Raw genomic sequence first — 21,232 nt, 5'->3', positions numbered from 1 at the left:
TTTTCGGGTTCTTTTTTTATGTGGCCCTGCTTAAACGACAGAAAAGTATGATAAAATGGGTATACGGGGGTGCTGTATGGATATAGACCAACAAGTACTTGTATACCTTCTTTCTTTGGCGATACGGGGGAAGAGACCTCAGGACTTTGTAATCGGAGAAGCTGATTGGAAAAGCATATTTGAGCAAGCAGTGTCACATGATGTGTATGCCTTAATGTATCCTGCGGTAAAGGATTTGAGTCCCGAATACGGTCCTGACAGAGACCTTATGTTAAAATGGGAGAGGGCAGTCCTTTTTGCCGGTATGACACAGATACAGCATATGGAAAAATTGGGGGAAGTGTTCAGGTGCTTTAATGATGCAGGGATACCGGTAGTTGCATTAAAGGGTATAGTACTCCGGGAGCTATATCCGCAGCCGGAATTGCGGACTATGGCAGATGTAGATATTCTCGTGCGTGATGAACATAAGAAAAGGGCAAAAAATCTTCTTCTTTGTATGGGTTACGTAGAGGATGACTCTGATTTCAAGCATACAGTTTTACGCTATGCAGATCTGGTAATAGAGCTGCATAATATGCTTATGAGCCATGAAAGCCTAAAGGCGGCTGAATGCTTTGAAAAGAGCATATGGAGTAGTACAGCTCCGGCTCAAATAAACGGTATGCCTGTTTTACTGCTTTCATCAGATGATAGCTTGTTATATATGTTCCTGCATTTGGCAGAGCATATAGCTTCATATGGTTTTGGACTTCGTCAGTTATGTGATATAGTGATTTTTATAGAGTCTTATAAGGATAAATTGGACTGGGATTATTTATATAGCCATATAAAAGCATTTGGTATAGAAAGATTTGTATTTGCGGTTTTTGTTACCTGTCATAAGTTGTTTGGAATGGAGTTGCCAAATGGGCTATTCTGCCGGGAGGTCGCCGACCATCCATATCTGGAAGTATTTATAAACGATATTCTTTCCGGTGGAGTCCATGGACATACAGACTTCAGCAGGCATATAGGGAACTCACTACTAAGATATGTAAATTACGACGGTTCTGAAAATTCGTCCGGGAAAATAAAATATTATATATCATTTTTGTTTCCAACGGCAGACAGGTTGAGAAAAAGGTATTCCTATGCACGTAGATCTCCTTTTCTTATTCCTGCGGCATGGCTGCACAGGTTGCTTTACAATATCTGCCGTAAGAACTTTGTTTCTATAGTCAGGACAGCCTTTTTACATCCGCGTAGATCCCTGGCGACCTTTGAAGAGCGTACCGGTCTTCTGCGCTGGCTTAATCTGAAGTAACTTCACTTCTCGTTTCACTGATACACTGGTTTTCCAGCCTTACTACCCTATGGCACATCCTGAGTGCTTCAGGTCTGTGGGATATAATAATGCATGTGCGGGATGGATCTAAAGTATTAATTGACTTTAGTATTCTAATTTCTGTATCAATATCGAGCTGGGAGGTTGCTTCATCTAAAATCAGAACAGGCACATTACGGAGCATTGCCCGGGCGATGGCGATTCGCTGCGCCTGCCCTGCGGACAGACCCAGCCCCCGCTCACCTATTTTTGTATTCATACCTTCGGGTAAATCTTTTATAAATTCCCAGGCACATGCTGAGCATAAGGCAGCTTCCAATTCTGTATCAGTAGCAGCCGGGTTACCTACCAGTAAATTTTCTGCTATGGTTCCAGAGAACAAGGAACTGCCTTGAGGCACATATGATATCATTGCCCTGCTATCTGCTGATGCTTCTATACGCCTCCCCGACTCATCTACAAAATATATGTGACCTTTTTGTGGAGTAATAAGTGAAAGCAGCATAAGTATAAGGGTGGTCTTGCCTTCACCTGACGCACCGGATATACCTACTATCTCGCCCCGGTTTATTATTATGGAGACATCCTTTAAAACAGGTTTGCTCTGATCATAATAAAAACAAACATTCTCTGCGATTATTCCAGCAGAAGGTAAAGGTGGTATTGGGCAATTCACTTTCTCAGGTTCCAGCTTTTCGAGTTCTCTTAGCCTGTCGGCAGAGGAGATTGAGGAAATGAACTGAGGAAGTGTATTTGAAAGTTCAAAGAAGGGCGTCTGTATTTGTTCTACCAGTTGAAGGAAAGCTGCGAGGGTTCCGAAGGTAGCGATGCCCTTTGAGAGATTCATAACTCCCCAAAAAAAAGCAATAAAGTAACTTATCCAGTAGCTGAGTGAAATCATGGATCCTGCTGCTGCCTGTATACGGCTGCGCTTCATTATCAACCCGAATTTTTTACTCAGGATGCTGCCGGATCTAATGCTATACTCTTTTTCGACACAGAACGCTTTGATGACAGGTATATTTTGCAGAATTTCGTGGAGAAAAGAACGGTATTCACTTTCTGTTTCTTGTATAGCAGTGTGAAGCTGTTTCAGGCGATGACCAAGAAACCTGCTGAATAATACAGCAGAAGGAGCTAAAATAATAGCAAGTATGGCTAATGCGGGCTCGAACACCAGTAATGTGATAAAAGCAGCCAGAAACTGCACCACAAGTGCAAGCATTCCTGGTAAACTATTTACAATACCATTTGTAACAGAAGAGACATCGCTGATTATTCTGGTTAATATATCTCCGCTGTGGTATTTTGAAAAGTTTGACCATTGAACTTGTGTCATATGAAAAACAAGGTTTTTACGGATACTATTGGATACTGATTCCGATATACGTACAGACATTACAGAGGAGGCGGACTGCACGATTACCTGTACAAGTATGAGTGCAATAAATAAAGCAGCGCAAAATAGAGTTTTTTGCCACTCGCCGGCTGAAGCAGAGTCAATCAATTCTTTAGAAGCAATAGCCATGCCAACTCCGCTTAGGGGTATTATGGCTCCAAGTGCTATAACTAAAAACAGTGAAGTACCGAAGGGTCTCACCTGGCTTAGCATCCATCTTATAATTGCAAAGCGGGTTTTCAACTGAAGTCCTCCCACAAAGAGTTATTTGAAGCCTTTTAGCTTCCAGTATGCATTGATAATAAAAGCCCTGAAGGGTAATAAATAAAGCCAAGTTGAAGATAGTAACTTCCATAGGAAATTGTCATGTTTTATTCGCTTCCCCTCTCGCCAGACTGCGGTTACAAGAGCCCGGATATTCCTGGGGTATATTGGCCCATCCATGTGTTTTTGGGCATCACCACATATATAAAGGTAATCCTTCTCTTTTCTTACTACCCTATGGAGGATATACTCCTTATTATCGGTATGAACCAGTATGATGTCTCCACGATGCAGGTTTTTAAAATCAGTATGAGAAAGTTCTACACTATCGACACTATTACGTAGAAAAGGGTACATACTTGTGCCTGTGACAGTAATGCGTACACTTGATCCACTATCAAGCAATTCATTAATTAATGGAAATATCCTAGCCGAACTTAATTCTACTACCTTATGCATCTATATACCAGCTCCACAGATTCTTTATCGGGACGACACTTCAGCAAGTAAACAGGAGATGTCCCAATGATTTTTTCCAGGTTTTCCAGTGCCATTTCCATTAACAAACTGTCGTGATATGGCAGAAAGCATCTGGGCATAATAAGGGGTAGCGCAGCCTCAACCGAAAGATGCTTAATAACATTTTCATCTGATTGTTCCAATAGTATTATTGCTGATAATGGCGAATTACTATTTGAAAAGCAGGGTGTGGAACCGCTCCATGGGGTACCGTATATATTAGTCTGCGTGTCTACTATCCTTACAGCAGGCCGGTCGTCATTTAGAATTTCAGCCCCCATCAGTTTTTTCCAGAGTTTTGCCTGTGTAGATTTTCCGGTTCCGGCCGGTGCTGAAAACAAAATCCCCTTTCCCGCCCACCTGATAGCTGAAGCATGAAGGATTATTCCTCCGTAAAATAATATTCTGTTTCGGAAGAGAATTTCACTTAACGGCACAGCCATAGAACAGCTACTTTTTGAGGTATCGTTAATACAGGTTATGCAAGCTTTTGACCATTTATTGTTTACCTCAAGCAGTGAGATTATCTCGGTTGAAGCTATGTCATGCATACTGATTGACATATAAAAAGCATTATTATAGTTTTTGGTCCACTTAATTCCTTCATCATATAAGACAATGCCTTCAGGCTGAGGTATATAGTCTTTATGCTTCAAGTATACCGTCATGTCAGGATTTGCCTGTGCAGGCTTTGAAAGGAATGCTTTAAAACGACTGGCTATACAATCCGTATCGTCAGACTTGTTGAAATCATCAGTGTCAAACATTATATCAATATTTATATCACTTATTTTCAGATTCAACATATGATATTTCTCCTGTAAGCATAATCAGATAACAGGCCTGTCTTTTTGAGACAGGCCTTAACATGGTCCGAATTAACTGGCTGTCCGGTTCAGAGGACAGTTCCTCCCTTTGTTTCGTCCTACAAATACACATGCGGCCAGTCTTTCTTCCGGCCTGAGTTCAACGAATTCAAGGGTTGGTTTTACATATTTTTTCATTAGAGACACCTCCGGTACTAAATACGAACAATTATGTATTTTTATTAATTAGTTTCAGATTCATTCTTTTCTTTGCTAACTCGCAAAGGTATGGTGAAGGTTTATCAAAAGCTCCGGTTTCTGCTTCAAGTACTGCAGGGCATGACATACAATACTCGCTAAGAGAACAAATATCACATTCTTTGCAGGCAGGGACACGTGAACAGAGACGCTGTAACTTAGTCCAGGCTTCAGAAAAATTGTTCTTAATTAGGGAAACTGTGGGAGTATTTACTTGTCCGCAAGGTATCATTTGCCCATTCCACGTTATCCAAAAAGAACTGTGTCCTGCTGTACATCTGAATGATTCGCATGAATTATCCGGTAAATAGGATATTTTCAGTCTATCGGCAGCAGTATTATCAGAACAGCTCTCAAAAGTCTGTTCATTTTCCTTCTTATCCGGGTCCTTATCTTGATAATAGCTTTGTACATATACTTCAAATTCGGCTAACTCGTCAGGAGACAAGCGTTCAGCTTCCGGGGAGGTATCGCCCTTTTCCCGGCGGGGGGATATATAGTTCACAATCCCGAATTCAAGATTCCGCTTTTCTGCAAAGTCTGCAAGCTTCGTAAAATCGTTTTTATTTCCTTTTATTATGGTTGTTCTCAAATCTACAGTAATACCCTCAGACAGCAATAAATCTATACCCCGTACAGTACGTTCGTAGCTGCTGGCACTACCGCAGACTACCCTGTATGTTTCGGGAGAGGCGCCGTATATTGATACTGCTACTTTTGAGGGCGGGATTCTCCCAAGCCATTTTGCTACCTGAGGTGTTATCAATGTTGCATTAGTAAATATTTCTGTGACAAATCCCATCATAGAGATTTCTTCATATATGGTTTTAAAATCCTGCCGCAAAAATACTTCTCCACCGGTAAGCAGCAGATAGAGCATTCCTGCATCGCGAGCACCTGCGGCAAGCTGTATCCAAGCGTGGGCTGAAATTTCTTCAGCCAGTATCTCATAATCATTTTCCCGTCTGCATATATAGCACATTTTGCATTGTAGATTGCAGCGCGGAGTTAATTCGAATTGCCCTACGACAGGCACCTTTTTTTTCGCAGCCTGTTCCATTATCTTGTCATTTAGCTGGCTCCATGACGTGCTCATCGTTCAAACAACCCTTTTTCAGATACTAATGATATAAACTCTTCTACGTCAGCTTCTGCAGTAGTACTATCGATATCATATTCTTTCAGGAGTAATCCAACCAATGCGTCCTTCTCTGTACCTTTTTCCATTAATCTCCACAGGAGTGCGCCGCTTTCACTAAGGGTCAATAAACCATTAAACTCGACTACCCGATTACCCACAGGCACTACTACCCATGACCCGGCAATTTCACGGAGCAGGAAACCTTCTTTGATTTTCACTGGCAGCCCTCCTATAGAAATATTTTGTTAATCTGTATATTTCGACATTATTAATAAAAAACCCTCTTTTTTCATAGTCGCTTAGTTTATCTGATACAAATATATAGAAGGGATAAACGCAATACTATATTATTTTACAAATTACAAGCAGTAAAGCCAAAAAATGTCTTGATTTTTGTCGAATTTAATCTATAATATATTATGTATAAGTTTATAGTCCGGGAGACCTATGAAAATAGTTCCTTTGGGCGATAAAAAACAAAAGATGAAACTGGTATTAATCAGGCAACTTGGTAAATGGCTAAGTATGCCTTTTTTAGCACAATGAAAGCTTAACCGGTAATTATTTTATATTATATATTTATTTAAATATTACCTTTTATATAGGGGGGTTGGGAAAATGGGGAAAAGGCTTAGTACATTAGTTGCGATTTTAATGCTGTTCATATTCCCTGTACAGACTTTCGCAATTGCGAATGAAAGTATATTAAACCGCATATCTTCGGATAGCACTATTGCTAAAAATGAAAAATCCGATAAAAAAGAAAGTAAGCTGGGTATTCCAAAGAATCTTAAAGCTGAGCTAATAGGCACTACGGTATTCGTTAAGTGGAATAAAGAATCCAAAGCTACAGGGTATGATATAGAAATAGATGGTGTAGTAAAAGATAATAAAAAAAGCAATACATATATACACAAAAATCTGGAACCAAAATCGTGGCATACATACAGAGTGAGAGCAAGGTATTCAACAGAAGTAAGTGAATGGAGCAATCCTGTTAAGAAAGTGGTCGCAGCTCCTGTTAAGCCAATACTGGAATATGTGGTGCTAAATTCGGATGGAACCTGTACAGCATTCTGGGGATGGCTGAATATCAACTCTTTTTCTATCGATGTACCTCAAGCCGACTCAATGTTTACAGGGACTGTGACAGATGAAACTACTATTCCCCCTGCTGTATTTTCATCAGGTCTTCAGATCGATAAATTTTCAACTGTATTCAGTGGAGACACTTTGGTCTGGACAATAAAAAATCCTGACGGCACTACCCTTAAAGCTACTGCAAATAAGTCAGCGGCAAGAAAGCCTTATATTTCTGCACCTGTCAGTATATCTGCAGATGCAGATTTTAACTCTGTTACTGTTACATGGAATAAGGTCAATTGGGCTGCTGGATATGATATAGAGGTTGATGGGGTTATTGTAAACAACAGTACAGATACAAAATACGTCCATAAAAATATTACGCCGGGTACTGCTCACAAGTATAGGGTCAGAACAAGAGGTATCGGTACTGCCAGTTACTGGAGCTCGGTTGTTGATAAAACGACTCTGTTGGATAAACCTTTAAATGTAATAGTAAAACCGAATACCACATATATCACAATAGGATGGGATAAGGTTGAGGGAGCGACTAGCTATGATGTTGAAGAAAACGGTACAGTAATATACAGCGGTCAGGATACAGAGTATACACACGCAGATATTATACCCGGTACCATGCATTCCTATACAGTGAAGGCTAAGACAGCTTTTGCCGAAAGTGAGAAGAGTCAGCCTGTAACTGCAATAACACTATTGGACACACCTTCCGGATTGTCGACTGTATGTGACGAAACATCTATAACCTTAGCATGGAATCCGGTGGCAGGAGCTGACGGTTATGAAGCAGAAGCTGACGGAACTGCCATAGATGTAGGTGAAGCAACTTCTTATAGATTTAGTGGCTTAAATCCGGGAACACAGCATGTTTACAGGGTTAGGGCAAAGACTGCTTATGCCCGGAGTGAATGGTCAGATATTGCAAGTCAGGTAACAAAGCTGGGAGTTCCTTCGTATTTTAATGTCACACCGTCAGGAAATGAGATTACTCTTACCTGGGATGGAGTGGCAGGAGCGGAGAGTTATGAAATTGAAGTTGACGGCAATGTAATTGAAAATGGGACAAATACTTCTTATGTTCATACCGGACTACTGCCCGGAACTACTCATACATATAGGGTAAAAGCAAAGAATAGTCTGATAGCCGGGGAGTGGAGTGGGAGTACTACAGTAAATACTTTGTTTGGAATTCCTCAAAATGTGACCGCATCTGTAACTGAAGACAGTATATTAACACAATGGAATGCTGTCGATGGGGCTGTAGGTTATGATATAGAAGTAAACGGCACCATAACAGATAACGGTACAAGTACCAGCTATACAATTAGTGATGTGACACCGGGTTACAGTTATGTATACCGTGTAAGAGCCAGGACCGCGTTTATTGTTGGAAATTGGAGTGTTCCTGTTAATGCGGTTATACCTGTTGGGGTACCACAGAATGTGAGCTGTGCAGCAACAGAGAATACAATTACTGTTATTTGGGAAGCAATTAAAGGCGCGGAAGGGTATGACGTTGAAGTTGATGGAAGTGTAATAGATGCTGGAAATGTTACTTCCTATACCCATGACGGCTTGATACCTGGAGGAAATCATGTATATAGAGTAAGGGCTAAGGCTGGAAATGCTTTAGGAGAGTATAGTAATGCTGTAGCAAAGGCAACACTACTCGGAATTCCTTCAGGTATCACAGAGAGTGTGAACGGGGACTCTTTAACGATTACCTGGGAGCCTGTAACAGGAGCAACAGGTTATGATATAGAAATCAATGAAAATCTTGCAGATAATGCTGAGGCGACTACTTACACAATCAGCGGGATTGTTCCAGGAACTCAGTATGTATACAGAGTGAGGGCAAAAACTCAGGATGTAACAGGAGACTGGAGCGATTCGGTAACTAACAGTACATCATTGGGCACACCTTCAAACATCAGCTCAGTAGTAAATGAAACGGGTATCACTATAATATGGGATGCAGTTTCAGGTGCTACAAGCTATGAAATTGAAGTAAACGGAACTGTAGTGGAGCTGGGTGATAATACATCTTATACTGATATCAATCCCCTTCCCGGTACAGTGTACTCATTCAGAGTAAGAGCAAAAACTGCGGTTGTTTCGGGCGAATGGAGCATAATGCAGACTAGGGTGACCCAGTTAGGAGTACCTGATAATTTCAGGGCGTTTAACACTGAAAGTACTATTACATTGGAATGGGATACAGTTCCTGGCGCGACAGGTTATGATGTAGAAATAGATGATGGCGCTATTGTGAGCGTACAGGCACCAAGCTTTACACATGAAAGTCTGGAGGCAGGTTCGGAGCATACATACAGGGTAAGAGCACGGAATGATTCGGCTACAGGCGAGTGGAGTGTAGTGATCGGGACAATTAGCAAAATCTCTAAGCCATCAACGCCTCAAAATATTAATACGTCTCCAACGGACAATACCATTACTGTCACATGGGATAAAGCGGAGGGGGCATCGGGCTATGAAGTTGAGGCTGATGGAGTAGTAATAAAATGTAATGAATCTACAAGTTTTGTACATAACGGGTTGTATGCCGATACTCAATATACTTATAGGGTAAGAGCAGTAAACGGCAGTGGGGCTAGTGGATGGAGCGCTCCGGTTGTGCAGCGTACTAATTTTGCACCGGTTGGTATTGGTAAAGGACTAAAAGCAGAATACTTTAACGGGTGGAATCTGGATACCAAGAAACTTACAAGGATAGACAGTACTGTTAACTTCAATTGGGGAACAGGTACGCCTGATTCTTCAGTAAAGAGTGAATTCTTCAGTGCAAGGTGGACAGGTTATGTCCAACCAAGATATACAACAACATATAAGTTTTATGTCTTTGGGGATAACGGAGTAAGGTTATGGGTAAACGGGCAGAAGATAGTCGATAGATGGACTAACTCCTTTGGGGAAGAAGTGGGGACTGTAGACCTTGTTGCAGGACAGAAATATGAGATAAGACTTGAGTATTTCGACTATACAGGGGCAGCATCTGTAAAGCTTATGTGGTCGTGTGACAGACTGGCAAAGGAAATAATCCCTCAGAGCCAGTTATATTGCCCGACTCCTGATAGTCCGGCAAATATATTATCTCTTTCCTCTGAATCTGAGATTTCAATAACATGGGATAGTGTACTTGGTGCAGAAAAATATGATATTGAGATTAATGGGGCATATGTTGGCGAAGCAAATAACAATAATTATTTACATACAAAATTACTCCCTGATACACAGTATGTTTACAGGGTGAGAGCAAAGAATAATTCCGGTGCAGGAGAGTGGAGTGCGCCTGTAACGGTGAGGACATTACCTGCACAGGGTAATGGGACAGGATTAAAGGCAGAATACTTTAACGGGTGGAATCTGGATACCAAGAAGCTTACAAGGATAGACAGCGCAGTTAATTTCAACTGGGGAACAGGTTCTCCTGATACTTCGGTAAAGAGTGAATTCTTCAGTGCAAGATGGACAGGCTATGTCCTGGCTAAGTATACCGGAACATATAAGTTCCATGCCTTTGCAGACAACGGAGTAAGGTTATGGGTAAACGGGCAGAAGATAATTGACAGATGGACGGATTCCTTCGGAGAAGAAGTAGGAACTATAGACCTTGTCGCAGGACAGAAATATGAGATAAGACTTGAATATTTCGACTATACAGGGGCAGCATCTGTAAAGCTTATGTGGTCCAGTGATAAGCAGAGCAAGGAAGTGATCCCTCAGAGTTATCTGTATCTGCCGGTACCGGAGACACCTTCAGGTATAAGTGCTAATGGAACAGAGACGACAATCACGGTTACATGGGGAAGTGTAATAGAAGCTGAAGGGTATGATATAGAGGTTGACGGTACTGTAATAAGTAACGGAACAGGTACAAGTTATACGCATACAGGCTTGCAACCCGACTCACAACATACTTACAGAGTTAGGGCAAAGAATTCATCAGGTACAGGTGAGTGGAGTTCAGCCCTTGCAAAAAGGACACTGCTTGCGCCAGTTGGAAACGGTAATGGATTAAGTGCAGAGTACTTTAATGGCTGGAACCTGGATACAAAAATACTCACAAGGATTGACAGTTCTATAGACTTTAATTGGGGGACAGGTTCGCCTGATACTTCAGTAAAAAACGAATTTTTCAGCGTAAGATGGACAGGGTACGTCGAGCCAAGGTATACTGGAACATATAAATTCCATGCCTTTGCAGACAACGGAGTAAGGTTATGGGTAAACGGACAGAAGATAATTGACAGATGGACGGATTCCTTCGGAGAAGAAGTCGGAACTATAGACCTTACCGCTGGACAGAAATATGAGATAAGACTTGAGTATTTTGACTATACAGGAGCTGCGTCTATGAAGCTTATGTGGTCGTGCGACAGACTGGCTAAAGAAATAATACCTCAAAGCCAGCTGTATAGTCCGGTTCCGGAAATTCCGCTAAATCTCAAATTCAGTAATACAGACTCTCTGTTAACATGGGACACGGTAATAGGTGCTGAATATTATGAAATTGAGGTTGATGGCTTGGTAGCAGGTAGTACTGCAAATACTAGTTTTACTTTAAGTGATGAATTGTCAGGAACACAACACGTTTATAGGGTACGGGCGAAAAATTCGTCGGGCACCGGGGAGTGGAGCCTTGTAGCAGTAGCTAATACATAAATCAACTAGCACAATAGATTAATTTGATAAAAAAATTGCAGGTTGGGTAGGGGGCCGTCGAGGCCCCCTGATTTATAAAATTCGACATATATCAACAATTAATTGACTTTAAGTATTGCCGGTTGTATAATTTTATATAATAGGTATAAAATTTGGCTATTATTTTGTAATTAATAACGTAATCACTACTTTTTAGTATATTAAGAGCAGAGTTTAAATTTTGTTTAAAGGGCTCTTTTTTTATCTATATATAATATTAGTCAGCTTATTAAGCACACAATGTCGGCTGACAGAAAAAAGGTGTTTACAGTGGATATAAAGTACTATTTTTATATTATTATCAAAAAAATTTGGTTAGTTATTTTGTTGTCTGTTTTATCAAGCTCAGCAACTACGTACATATATTATAGTAATTATATACCTCTGTATGAAGCTAGTGCTACCTTATTAGTAATTAAAAATAATTCAAGTGAAATTGGAAATGTAACTGAGATAATATCATACAATGACGTGCTTGTAGATCAGCAGCTTGTTAAAGAGTTTAAAGAAATCATTAAAAGCAAGCTTGTGGGTAAGGCAGTTATTGAAGATCTGGCAATAAGTAGTATTACTTATCGTGATTATGTAAACATAATGAGTGTTAATCTAAAGCCTGATACAAGAATACTTGAGTTAAAGGTCAAGCATATTGACCCTAAAGTAGCTCAATTAATAGCAAATAAAGCAAGCGAGGTTTTTATTCAGAAAGTACACGAACTGATGAAAACTGAAAATGTTGTTATTATTGATAAGGCTGACCAGCCAGGCTCACCAATACCGTTTAATCTTAAAAAGAATGCACTTTTGGGGGGAGTAGTCGGACTATTATTGTCATTATTAATTATTTTCCTTATAGAGGAGCTGGATGATACGTTAAAGACAATTGATGATGTAGAAGACATTTTTGGACTTAAAGTTTTAGGTACGATTCCCGATTTAAAAATCAGAACAAAATAAGGAGATTCTCAAATGTGTGCGAAAACATATGAGGTATATGATAGTATTAATCCTCCAATTGAAGAAGCTTATAAAGTACTTAGAACAAATATACAATTTTGTAGTAATGAGAAAAAGGTCAAGACGTTATCAATAGTAAGCTGCAACAATAAAGAAGGAAAAACTACAATTTCTATTAATCTTGCGATTTCTCTGGCGCGCTCGGGGCAAAAGGTTTTACTGATAGATGCGGATATGCGTAAACCTATGGGAATAAAACGTTTAGGGGGTAATAACTATACCGGGCTATCTAATTTCCTACTAGGAGAAGTTTCTTTAGAAGAAGTTGTATCCCACACAAGCATAAAAAACTTATATTATATTGCCTGCGGTCAAAGATATGTGAATTCGACTGAACTGGTTGGTTCAGAGAGATTTTCTGAGTTTCTCGAAATAGTGAAAGAAATATATGATATGGTTGTGATTGACACTACTACACTTGGAAATATTATTGACGCTGCACTGATAGCATCTCAAACAGATGGCACACTTATCGTTGTTGCCAGCAGAGAGCTAAACGCGCGAAAAGCAAAAAGACTAAAAGAGCAGCTTGAGAAAGCAAACGCAAATATATTAGGTGTAGCTTTGAATAAAGTAAGTAAAAGGGATTATAAGCTCTACTATACGCATACGTACGATTTTTATTATTATAATGAAAAAGGACAGACCAATAGATTTGTCAAGGGTAGATTTAAGAGGGTAAAGCAAAATGAGGTAAAGTATAATGATTGATATCCATTCCCACTTACTTTATGGAATAGATGATGGGGCTTCAAGTATAGAAAACTCTGTAAAAATGATTTGCGAGGCAAAAAAGGCTGGAATCAATACTATCTTCTCTACAGTACATTATCATGAAAATGTGTTTGGTAATGAGAGAATAAAAGAGAAATATAAAGAGGTTGTTAATAGAGCAAAGGATTTTGATCTGGATATAAGGCTGGGGTATGAAGTGCATATAAACAGTATTAATAGTAACAATATTAGTAAAATTATGACACTTAGGATGGACCATTCGCCATATATTCTTATAGAATTCCCATGTTGTCTTTTTTCAAGTGAATATATAAAAAACCTTAAGCGCATGCAAAAAGAAGGGATTGTTCCTATTATTGCCCATCCTGAACGAAGCAGGTATTTTGTAAAGAATATTGATGCTCTGCATAGACTTATAGAAGCAGGATGTGTGATACAACTTGATGCAGCAAGTATAGCAGGAGTCTATGGTTATAGTATCAAGAGGGTAGCTAAGAAATTACTAAAGCTTAATATTCCAAGTTTTGTTGCGTCAAATGCTCATTTTTCTGATGACTACAGCAAGTTCTATATAAATGCTCTCTATAGAGTAAGAAAGTGGACAAGCTTGGATTATGCAGAAGCTGTCTTTAATAGAAATGCACAGCACTTGGTTGATTTCAGTCAGACACAGAAGATACATAGTTTTTAGAAGGTGTTAAAATGAAGATATCCGAAGAAGACATTAGGGAGACTATTGAAGATAGAATAATTTATGATAATGTAACTGTCTTATACTTGTTTAGTAAACGTATTTTTGATATAGCTGCTTCTTTTTTTGCACTATTACTGTTATCGCCTGTTTTTTTAGGTATCTGGATACTTATTAAGGTTGATTCTGAAGGGTCTGTAATATTTAAGCAGGAAAGAGTAGGTCATAAAGGAAAGATTTTTAAAATGTATAAATTCCGCTCAATGATAGTAAATGCAGAAGAGCATCTGGAGCGTTTGGAAAAGAAGAATGAAATATCCGGTTATATGTTTAAAATTAAGGAAGATCCAAGGGTAACAAGGATAGGGAGGTTTATTAGAAAAACAAGTATAGATGAACTACCTCAGTTGATTAATGTTCTAAAAGGAGATATGTCTCTGGTCGGTCCCCGTCCTCCGCTTCCAAGAGAGGTAATCAGATATGACAGATGGCATAATTTGAGAATGTCGGTTAAACCTGGCATAACAGGTCTATGGCAGGTGAGTGGGCGTAATAAGCTTGGGTTTGATGAAATGGTACGATTAGATCTTAAATATATACGAGAACGGAATTTTTGCTATGATATAAAAATTATTTTTAGGACAATTCCTGTTTTATTTGGGGATAGGCACGCATTTTAGATATTTAAGGAGGTCTCTTGTTTGAAAAAGGCACTTATCACAGGTATCACCGGTCAAGACGGATCTTATCTGACAGAATTTTTATTGGAAAAAGGCTATGAGGTGCATGGAATAATACGTCGTGCCAGTAGCTTCAATACGAAAAGGATTGATCACCTCTTTGAGAACCCGGAAATCGGTAATAAAACATTATTTTTGCACCATGGGGATTTGACGGATTCCAGTAATCTGAACAGGCTGATAGAAAAGGTAAACCCTGATGAGATATATAACTTAGCGGCACAAAGCCATGTACAGGTGTCCTTTGAAGTACCTGAATATACTGCTGAAGTAGATGCAATAGGTACTATAAGATTGCTTGATGCTATAAAGGAAAGTGGTATTAGAACTAAGTTTTATCAGGCCTCGACAAGTGAACTTTTCGGAGGGATTCCAGGCTCTGAGCCTCAGAACGAAAATACGCCTTTTTATCCCCGGAGTCCATATGCGGTAGCAAAACTCTATGCATACTGGATTACTGTAAATTATAGAGAGGCATATAATTTGTATGCATGCAATGGAATACTCTTTAACCATGAGTCGCCACGCAGGGGAGAAACCTTTGTTACCCGGAAGATTACAAGGGCTGTTGCAAACATTATTGCAGGGAAGCAAGAAAAATTAGCGCTTGGTAATCTGGATGCAAAGAGAGACTGGGGCTTTGCAGGAGATTATGTTGAGGGTATGTGGCTTATGCTCCAGCAGGAAAAACCGGCGGATTACGTTCTTGCCACAGGAGAAACTCATACAGTAAGAGAATTTGTTGAACTGGCGTTTGGTGAGGTGGGTATAGATATCAGATGGGACGGCTACGGGGTAAGTGAGAAAGGGTATGATAAAAAAACGGGTAAATTGCTGGTCGAAGTAAACCCGAGATATTTTAGGCCAACTGAAGTTGAGCTGTTGTTGGGAGATCCATCAAAGGCAGAGAGAGATTTAGGCTGGAAGAGGAAAGTAGACTTTGAGGGTCTTGTAAGGATGATGGTTCAGGCGGATTGCAATCATACAGTTTTTAGTAGCATAACATCTCTACAATATCAATATACCATGAATAGAGCATAAATTAAAAGGATGATAAATATGAAAGTAATAGGGGTGATTTTAGCTGGGGGAAGTGGAACAAGACTGTGGCCGTTAAGCAGAAGGCTGGTTCCGAAACAGTTACTTAACTTAACTGGTAACAACACGCTCCTTCAGGAGACAAGCAGACGTGTCTTGTCTGTGATAAGCAAGGAAAACCAGTGGGTTATCACTAACAAGGACCTGTATAGCCAGGTTAAGACACAGTTGAAGAACTTGTATGATAAAGATTCGGTCAATTCCTCTGGTTCTCAGAATTCTGTTCATATTATGACTGAGCCTGAATCAAAGAATACAGCACCTGCGATTTTATGGTCAGCTATAAAGTGTAGAAAAATGTATGGGGATGACTCTGTAATGGTTATTCTCCCCTCTGATCATTTGATAATGAGGGAAAATATGTTTTTAGAAGTATTGAAGAAAGGTATTGAAAAAGCAAGTGAAGGATGTCTGCTTACATTTGGTATACTTCCTACGTACCCTGAAACAGGCTTCGGATATATAAAGACTCTGGAAGTGCTGAATTCTTCAAGAGATATTTATAAGGTAGATCGTTTCATTGAAAAGCCCAATAAGGCAGTAGCCATTAAGTTGTTGGAAGAAGAAATGAACTTATGGAATAGCGGTATGTTTATTTTTCATGTAGGAACTTTATTAGAGGAAGCATCGAAGTATAGTCCTGAGATTTATAGAGCATTTTGTGATATCAATCCGGATAATGAGAGTGATGTAAGCTTGTCATTTAAAAGTATAAGCCCCATGTCAATTGACTATGCGATAATGGAACATACAAGAAAGGCTTTTGTAATTAAAGCTGATATAGGCTGGAGTGACGTAGGAAATTGGAAGAGCTTATATGAAGCAAGCGATAAAGACGACGATGGGAATATAACTAATGGCGAACACATATGCATTGATACGAAAAATTGCTATATATACGGAACTGACAGGCTAGTAGTATCTCTGGGGTTATCAGATGTTGCAGTAATAGATACTGCCGATGCATTACTAGTGGCACCTCTTGATCAGACATACAGGATAAAGGAAGTAGTTGATAAGCTTGAGGAAAAGAATAGTACCAAGCATATTGAGCATACAACAGTGGATAGACCTTGGGGACATTACAGGATTTTACATAAAGGTCCGGGCTATAAAATAAAAAAAGTTGTGGTACAGCCCGGAGAACGGCTCAGCACACAATATCACCACCACAGGAGTGAGCATTGGACTGTGGTCGGAGGAGTGGCAAAAGTTACAAGAGAAAATCAAGAGTATTTTGTTCATGAAAATGAGTCTACTTTTATACCTGTAGGGACTATACATAGACTTGAAAATCCGGGCTTTGTTGCCCTTGAAATTATTGAAACACAATGCGGGTCTTATCTTGAGGAAGATGATATTGTGAGGATAGATGATATATATGGGAGATAATTCGAAAGAAGTTTATTCAAATAAAGAGAATGTTATGAATAAGGATAGCAGAATATACGTTGCGGGTCACAGAGGTCTGGTAGGATCTGCAATACTTAGAAATTTAGAGGGCAGGGGCTATAAGAATATTATGGGGAGAACTCATAGGGAGCTTGACTTAACTGATCAGGCAGCTGTTGAGAGATTCTTCAAAGAAGAAAAACCTGAGTATGTCTTTCTAGCTGCGGCTAAAGTAGGGGGAATTGGTGCAAATTCTGCTTACCCTGCGGATTTCATAATGGAAAACGAGCTTATACAGTGCAATATAATTAAGAGTGCACATAAGCATAATGTAAAAAAACTAATGTTTTTTGGAAGTTCATGTATATACCCTAAAATGTGCCCTCAGCCGATAAAAGAGGAATATCTTCTTACAGGCCCACTTGAGCTTACAAATGAGGCATATGCACTGGCTAAAATTTCTGGACTGAAAATGTGCCAATATTTTAACACCCAATATGGTACTAACTATATAAGTGTAATGCCTACAAATCTATATGGGCCTAATGATAATTATGATTTAAATAATTCACATGTATTGCCTGCGCTAATTAGAAAGATACATGAAGCAAAGGTCAATGAATTACCCCATGTTGAAATATGGGGGACAGGAAAACCGCTTAGGGAGTTTCTCCATGTAGATGATTTGGCAGATGCGTGCCTGTTCCTTATGGAAAGGTATAACGGAAATGACTTTTTTAATGTAGGATCGGGAAAAGAAATCAGTATACGTGAATTGGCCGAGTTAATAAAAAAAACTATAGGATTTGGCGGAGAATTGAGGTTTGATACAAGTAAACCTGACGGCACACCAAGAAAACTATTGGATGTAAGTAAACTACAAGAAGTTGGGTGGAGGTATCGCATAGAATTAGAGGATGGCTTGAAAAGTGTATATAACTCATATAAAGAAAAGTGTAATTTACCGGAGAAAATAGGAGAATTATCTTGAGTATAGCTAAAAAGGTATTTAAAAACTCTAGTGCAAACTTGATTAGTTTTGTTTGGAATTCATTATTGTTTTTTCTTTTGACACCGTTTATGGTAAATCAGCTTGGGGCCGCTAGCTACGGTATAATTGCGCTTACAGCTACATTGACGGGTTTTCTCGGGTTTTTGGATTTAGGTTTTACAGGAGCAGCTGTAAAGCAGATATCTGAAAGTTATGCAAAGAGAGATATAGCAAGGGTTAGGAATGTTGTAAATCTGTCATTAATAATTTATACAATAATGGGAGTGATAGCATCACTCTTATTAATTTTATTTATTAATTCTGGATATTTATACTACTTTAAGATTGATGCCGGCCTTATGACAGATTTAAAGTTTTCATTATACATAGCAAGTGCAAATATCATTTTGAACATGGTATTGTCAGTTTTCAGCAACATACCCTATGCACTGCAGATGAATGTAGTACAAGCAAAATGCAATATTATGCTATCGACATTCACAAACTTTGGAATAGCTCTCTGCTTGATTCTTGGATACGGCTTGAAAGCTGTAATGCTGATAAAGTTGGCATCCAGCATTGCTGCAATTATTGTTTATTATGTTACCGATAGAAAATTGATACCGGAACTGTCCGTTAAGTTTTACTTTAATAGAGTGCTTTTCAGAGAAATGTTCTCTTTCAGCGTGTACAACATGATTACTCAATTAAGTCAGGCTTTTTTCGGTCAGTTTGACCGTCTAATTTTAGGTTCCATGGTAAATGTTTCATCAGTTACATATTACGTAGTTCCTGCCGGGGCAGCAGTAAAGTTTAATAATGTGATAACTAATATCACAAATGTAATCTTTCCTCTGACCAGTGAGCTATCGGCAACAAGCAATACTGATAAAATAAGGCGTTTGTACTGTAAATCTCTAAAGTATATATCATTAATAAGTTTTTGTATAACAATCCCTGTTTTTTTATACTCAGAAAACTTGCTTACGTTATGGATGGGTAAGGATTTTTCACTTGAATCTGCAAATGTATTTCGTATACTGTTAGTTTCAAACCTGTTATTATCAGGTAATGCAATATGCTACTATATGTTTAACGGCTTAAATATGCCTAAAATTAACACAATCTATGTTATTATTACGAGTGTTATGAGAGTTGTTTTATCCGTAGCTTTCATTCCGATATATGGAGTATCGGGAGCTGCAATAGCGTTTCTTGCAAGTATGATACCGGTACCTTTTTTCATTTGTTATTTTGAAAGGGTATTGAATATAAAGACATTATACTTTTTGTTTAGAGTGTATCTACCTCTGGCTGTTTCAAGCGCTGTAGTAATATTTGGTTTTAGTATTATTGATTATAGTGGTGTGAATATATTAGTGCTGGCTTTTTTAGGGGCATTATCTGTTCTGGCCTTTCTGGCGGTATGCTTTGTTTTTAGATATTTTGACAGTGAAGATATAAACAGGTTAAGGCAATTTGGTAAAAAGGTTAATATTACTTTCAATAAGGTATTAAAGAGGAATCTACATTAGATTGAAATAGAAATATGGTGATATAATGAGTGCTTTAAAGAAGGATTTAGGGAGATTAGTAAATAGGGATGTAGGAATTTATGCTATTATAAAGTACTACTTTTTACACATGGGTTTTAGAGCTGTAGCACTTTACAGGATATCTGATTACTTCAGTTCTAGGAAGTTATATCTGCTAGCGAAGCTTATCAGGAATCACAATATTAAATGTACGGGTGCAGAGTTTTGTTTAGGATGTAAGATTGGCCCGGGATTGGTTATCCAGCATCCTAACGGGATTGTAATCGGAGGGAATACCTACATAGGGATAAATGCAACTATACTTCAGCAAGTAACATGTGGTGAAAACTATAAGGATGACAGGCATGATTATCCATATATAGGAGATAACGTAGTGATTGGAGCCGGAGCAAAGGTATTGGGAGGAGTAAAAATTGGGGACAACTGCAAAATTGGTGCAAATTCAGTTGTAGTACACAGCTTTCCAGACGGAAGCACAATAGCAGGAATACCGGGACGGAGACTGAATAGGGACTAGGGCTGAAGAGTATAATATCATGTTTATATTTGTACCACGTGTTATGCTTGTCTGCAAAGTGAGTTAATAGATATAAGAATTTTTTCGATAGATATAGTGAAGCAGCTGATTTTTGTATTAACAGATTGGATTAAGGAGAAAAGCAATGAAGGTCAAAGAAAGTATAAAAGAACTCAGGACAGTTTGTCAGAAGGAAGACAAGGATGAGTTTCTGATAAGTAAATACGGTTATAGATATTGGTCTATCTACTTTACCAAAATTTTTTTGGTAATAGGATTAAGTTCGAATACAGTTACATTTTTAAGCCTTTTAGCTGCACTTGCCAGCTGTTATTTTCTCATTTACAATACTGCTACAGCTTTGTTCTTAAGTGCCGCATTTATTTCGTTTTACTTCGTTTTAGACCATTGTGATGGAGAGGTAGCAAGGTATTATATAAGAAGCGGCATTAAAAAGCCTTCAATGTCAGGAAAATACTTTGACTTTCTTGTACATTACTTTTCCAGCAACTTAATGTTTTTCTTCATGGGAATGGGTCTATATAATCTATATGGAAATTCGCTTATTTTAATAAGCGGCCTTATTTCATGTATAGGAATGAGCAACTTCCCAAATCTATGTATTGCTTTTTCCGTAATCGAATCTGGAGTTTATAAAGAAAATGTAAAAGCAGAAGTTTTAGAAAAGAGGATATTTGAAGATTTCGAAAAAAGGCACAACATGGAAGATGTTATCAGTAGTAAAAGTGTCAAAGTTAAGATATTTGCACTGATTAGGGAATTGATAACATTTCCGGGTTGTCTGGTAGTACTGTCAGCAGTATGTATCTTAGATATGCTCACGCTTAAGGTATTCAGCTTCAGACTTGTTTATCTGCTGTCTTTTACTGTATTCTCTGTCATAAATACTACAAGAAAGTCTATTTATTGGGTTAACAAGCTGAAGTAAATCAATAAC

Annotated in this window: 18 protein-coding genes; 12 read left to right on the top strand and 6 right to left on the bottom strand. The window is 38.7% G+C overall.

Annotation, left to right across the window (positions count from 1 at the left end; genetic code table 11):
* Positions 1 to 76: 76 nt before the first annotated feature.
* On the top strand, positions 77 to 1,306 hold the full coding sequence (locus N3I35_02420) for a nucleotidyltransferase family protein (protein MCX8128937.1): 1,230 nt from the start codon (positions 77 to 79) through the stop codon (positions 1,304 to 1,306).
* Here the strand turns inward: N3I35_02420 and N3I35_02415 are convergent.
* The 6 genes from N3I35_02415 to N3I35_02390 form a co-directional block, all read right to left on the bottom strand.
* A complete protein-coding gene (locus N3I35_02415) occupies positions 1,293 to 2,969 on the bottom strand; it encodes an ABC transporter ATP-binding protein/permease (protein ID MCX8128936.1) in 1,677 nt (558 codons plus the stop codon). The genes N3I35_02420 and N3I35_02415 overlap by 14 nt on opposite strands.
* A gap of 21 nt (positions 2,970 to 2,990) precedes the next feature.
* Complete coding sequence (locus N3I35_02410) at positions 2,991 to 3,449, bottom strand: S24/S26 family peptidase (GenBank protein ID MCX8128935.1); 459 nt, start codon at positions 3,447 to 3,449, stop codon at positions 2,991 to 2,993.
* Entirely contained in the window at positions 3,437 to 4,315 is an 879-nt protein-coding gene (locus tag N3I35_02405; GenBank protein ID MCX8128934.1) for a hypothetical protein, read from the bottom strand. Before N3I35_02405 ends, N3I35_02410 begins: the two co-directional genes overlap by 13 nt.
* Positions 4,316 to 4,387: 72 nt before the next feature.
* A complete protein-coding gene (locus N3I35_02400; GenBank protein MCX8128933.1) occupies positions 4,388 to 4,513 on the bottom strand; it encodes a hypothetical protein in 126 nt (41 codons plus the stop codon).
* 31 nt (positions 4,514 to 4,544) lie between these two features.
* On the bottom strand, positions 4,545 to 5,669 hold the full coding sequence (locus N3I35_02395; protein ID MCX8128932.1) for a radical SAM protein: 1,125 nt from the start codon (positions 5,667 to 5,669) through the stop codon (positions 4,545 to 4,547).
* Positions 5,666 to 5,932, bottom strand: a complete 267-nt coding sequence (locus tag N3I35_02390; protein MCX8128931.1) for a PqqD family protein — start codon at positions 5,930 to 5,932, stop codon at positions 5,666 to 5,668. The genes N3I35_02395 and N3I35_02390 overlap by 4 nt, the downstream gene beginning before the upstream one ends.
* A 400-nt stretch (positions 5,933 to 6,332) precedes the next feature.
* On the opposite strand from N3I35_02390, the gene N3I35_02385 reads away from it, so the two are divergent.
* The 11 genes from N3I35_02385 to N3I35_02335 all read left to right on the top strand — a co-directional run bounded on the left by N3I35_02385 (position 6,333) and on the right by N3I35_02335 (position 21,223).
* Positions 6,333 to 11,498 (top strand): PA14 domain-containing protein, encoded by a 5,166-nt coding sequence (locus N3I35_02385; GenBank protein ID MCX8128930.1) that lies wholly within the window; start codon positions 6,333 to 6,335, stop codon positions 11,496 to 11,498.
* A gap of 279 nt (positions 11,499 to 11,777) precedes the next feature.
* Positions 11,778 to 12,494 carry a Wzz/FepE/Etk N-terminal domain-containing protein gene (locus tag N3I35_02380; protein ID MCX8128929.1) on the top strand — a complete coding sequence of 239 codons (717 nt, stop codon included), beginning with the start codon at positions 11,778 to 11,780 and terminating at the stop codon, positions 12,492 to 12,494.
* A gap of 12 nt (positions 12,495 to 12,506) precedes the next feature.
* Positions 12,507 to 13,265 (top strand): CpsD/CapB family tyrosine-protein kinase, encoded by a 759-nt coding sequence (locus N3I35_02375; protein MCX8128928.1) that lies wholly within the window; start codon positions 12,507 to 12,509, stop codon positions 13,263 to 13,265.
* Positions 13,258 to 13,980 (top strand): phosphoesterase, encoded by a 723-nt coding sequence (locus N3I35_02370; GenBank protein ID MCX8128927.1) that lies wholly within the window; start codon positions 13,258 to 13,260, stop codon positions 13,978 to 13,980. The genes N3I35_02375 and N3I35_02370 overlap by 8 nt, the downstream gene beginning before the upstream one ends.
* Positions 13,981 to 13,991: 11 nt before the next feature.
* Positions 13,992 to 14,660: a sugar transferase gene (locus N3I35_02365; GenBank protein MCX8128926.1), complete on the top strand. Its 669-nt coding sequence runs from the start codon at positions 13,992 to 13,994 to the stop codon at positions 14,658 to 14,660.
* A 21-nt stretch (positions 14,661 to 14,681) separates the two neighbouring features.
* Positions 14,682 to 15,761, top strand: coding sequence for a GDP-mannose 4,6-dehydratase (gmd, locus tag N3I35_02360; protein MCX8128925.1), 1,080 nt, complete (start codon positions 14,682 to 14,684; stop codon positions 15,759 to 15,761).
* Between the two features lie 18 nt (positions 15,762 to 15,779).
* Positions 15,780 to 17,210 carry a mannose-1-phosphate guanylyltransferase/mannose-6-phosphate isomerase gene (locus N3I35_02355; protein MCX8128924.1) on the top strand — a complete coding sequence of 477 codons (1,431 nt, stop codon included), beginning with the start codon at positions 15,780 to 15,782 and terminating at the stop codon, positions 17,208 to 17,210.
* A 34-nt stretch (positions 17,211 to 17,244) separates the two neighbouring features.
* Positions 17,245 to 18,201 carry a GDP-L-fucose synthase gene (locus tag N3I35_02350; protein MCX8128923.1) on the top strand — a complete coding sequence of 319 codons (957 nt, stop codon included), beginning with the start codon at positions 17,245 to 17,247 and terminating at the stop codon, positions 18,199 to 18,201.
* On the top strand, positions 18,198 to 19,736 hold the full coding sequence (locus tag N3I35_02345) for a flippase (protein ID MCX8128922.1): 1,539 nt from the start codon (positions 18,198 to 18,200) through the stop codon (positions 19,734 to 19,736). The genes N3I35_02350 and N3I35_02345 overlap by 4 nt, the downstream gene beginning before the upstream one ends.
* A 25-nt stretch (positions 19,737 to 19,761) precedes the next feature.
* The gene (locus tag N3I35_02340; protein MCX8128921.1) at positions 19,762 to 20,274 is read left to right on the top strand and encodes a serine O-acetyltransferase; all 513 of its coding nucleotides are present in this window, start codon (positions 19,762 to 19,764) and stop codon (positions 20,272 to 20,274) included.
* 145 nt (positions 20,275 to 20,419) lie between these two features.
* Positions 20,420 to 21,223 (top strand): CDP-alcohol phosphatidyltransferase family protein, encoded by an 804-nt coding sequence (locus tag N3I35_02335; protein ID MCX8128920.1) that lies wholly within the window; start codon positions 20,420 to 20,422, stop codon positions 21,221 to 21,223.
* Positions 21,224 to 21,232: the final 9 nt, after the last annotated feature.

The sequence above is a fragment of the Clostridia bacterium genome, from assembly GCA_026414765.1.
GTDB lineage: Bacteria > Bacillota > Clostridia > Acetivibrionales > DSM-27016 > SKW86.
Note: the sequence above shows the minus strand (reverse complement) of the source record. Positions and strands in the feature narration are given on the sequence as shown.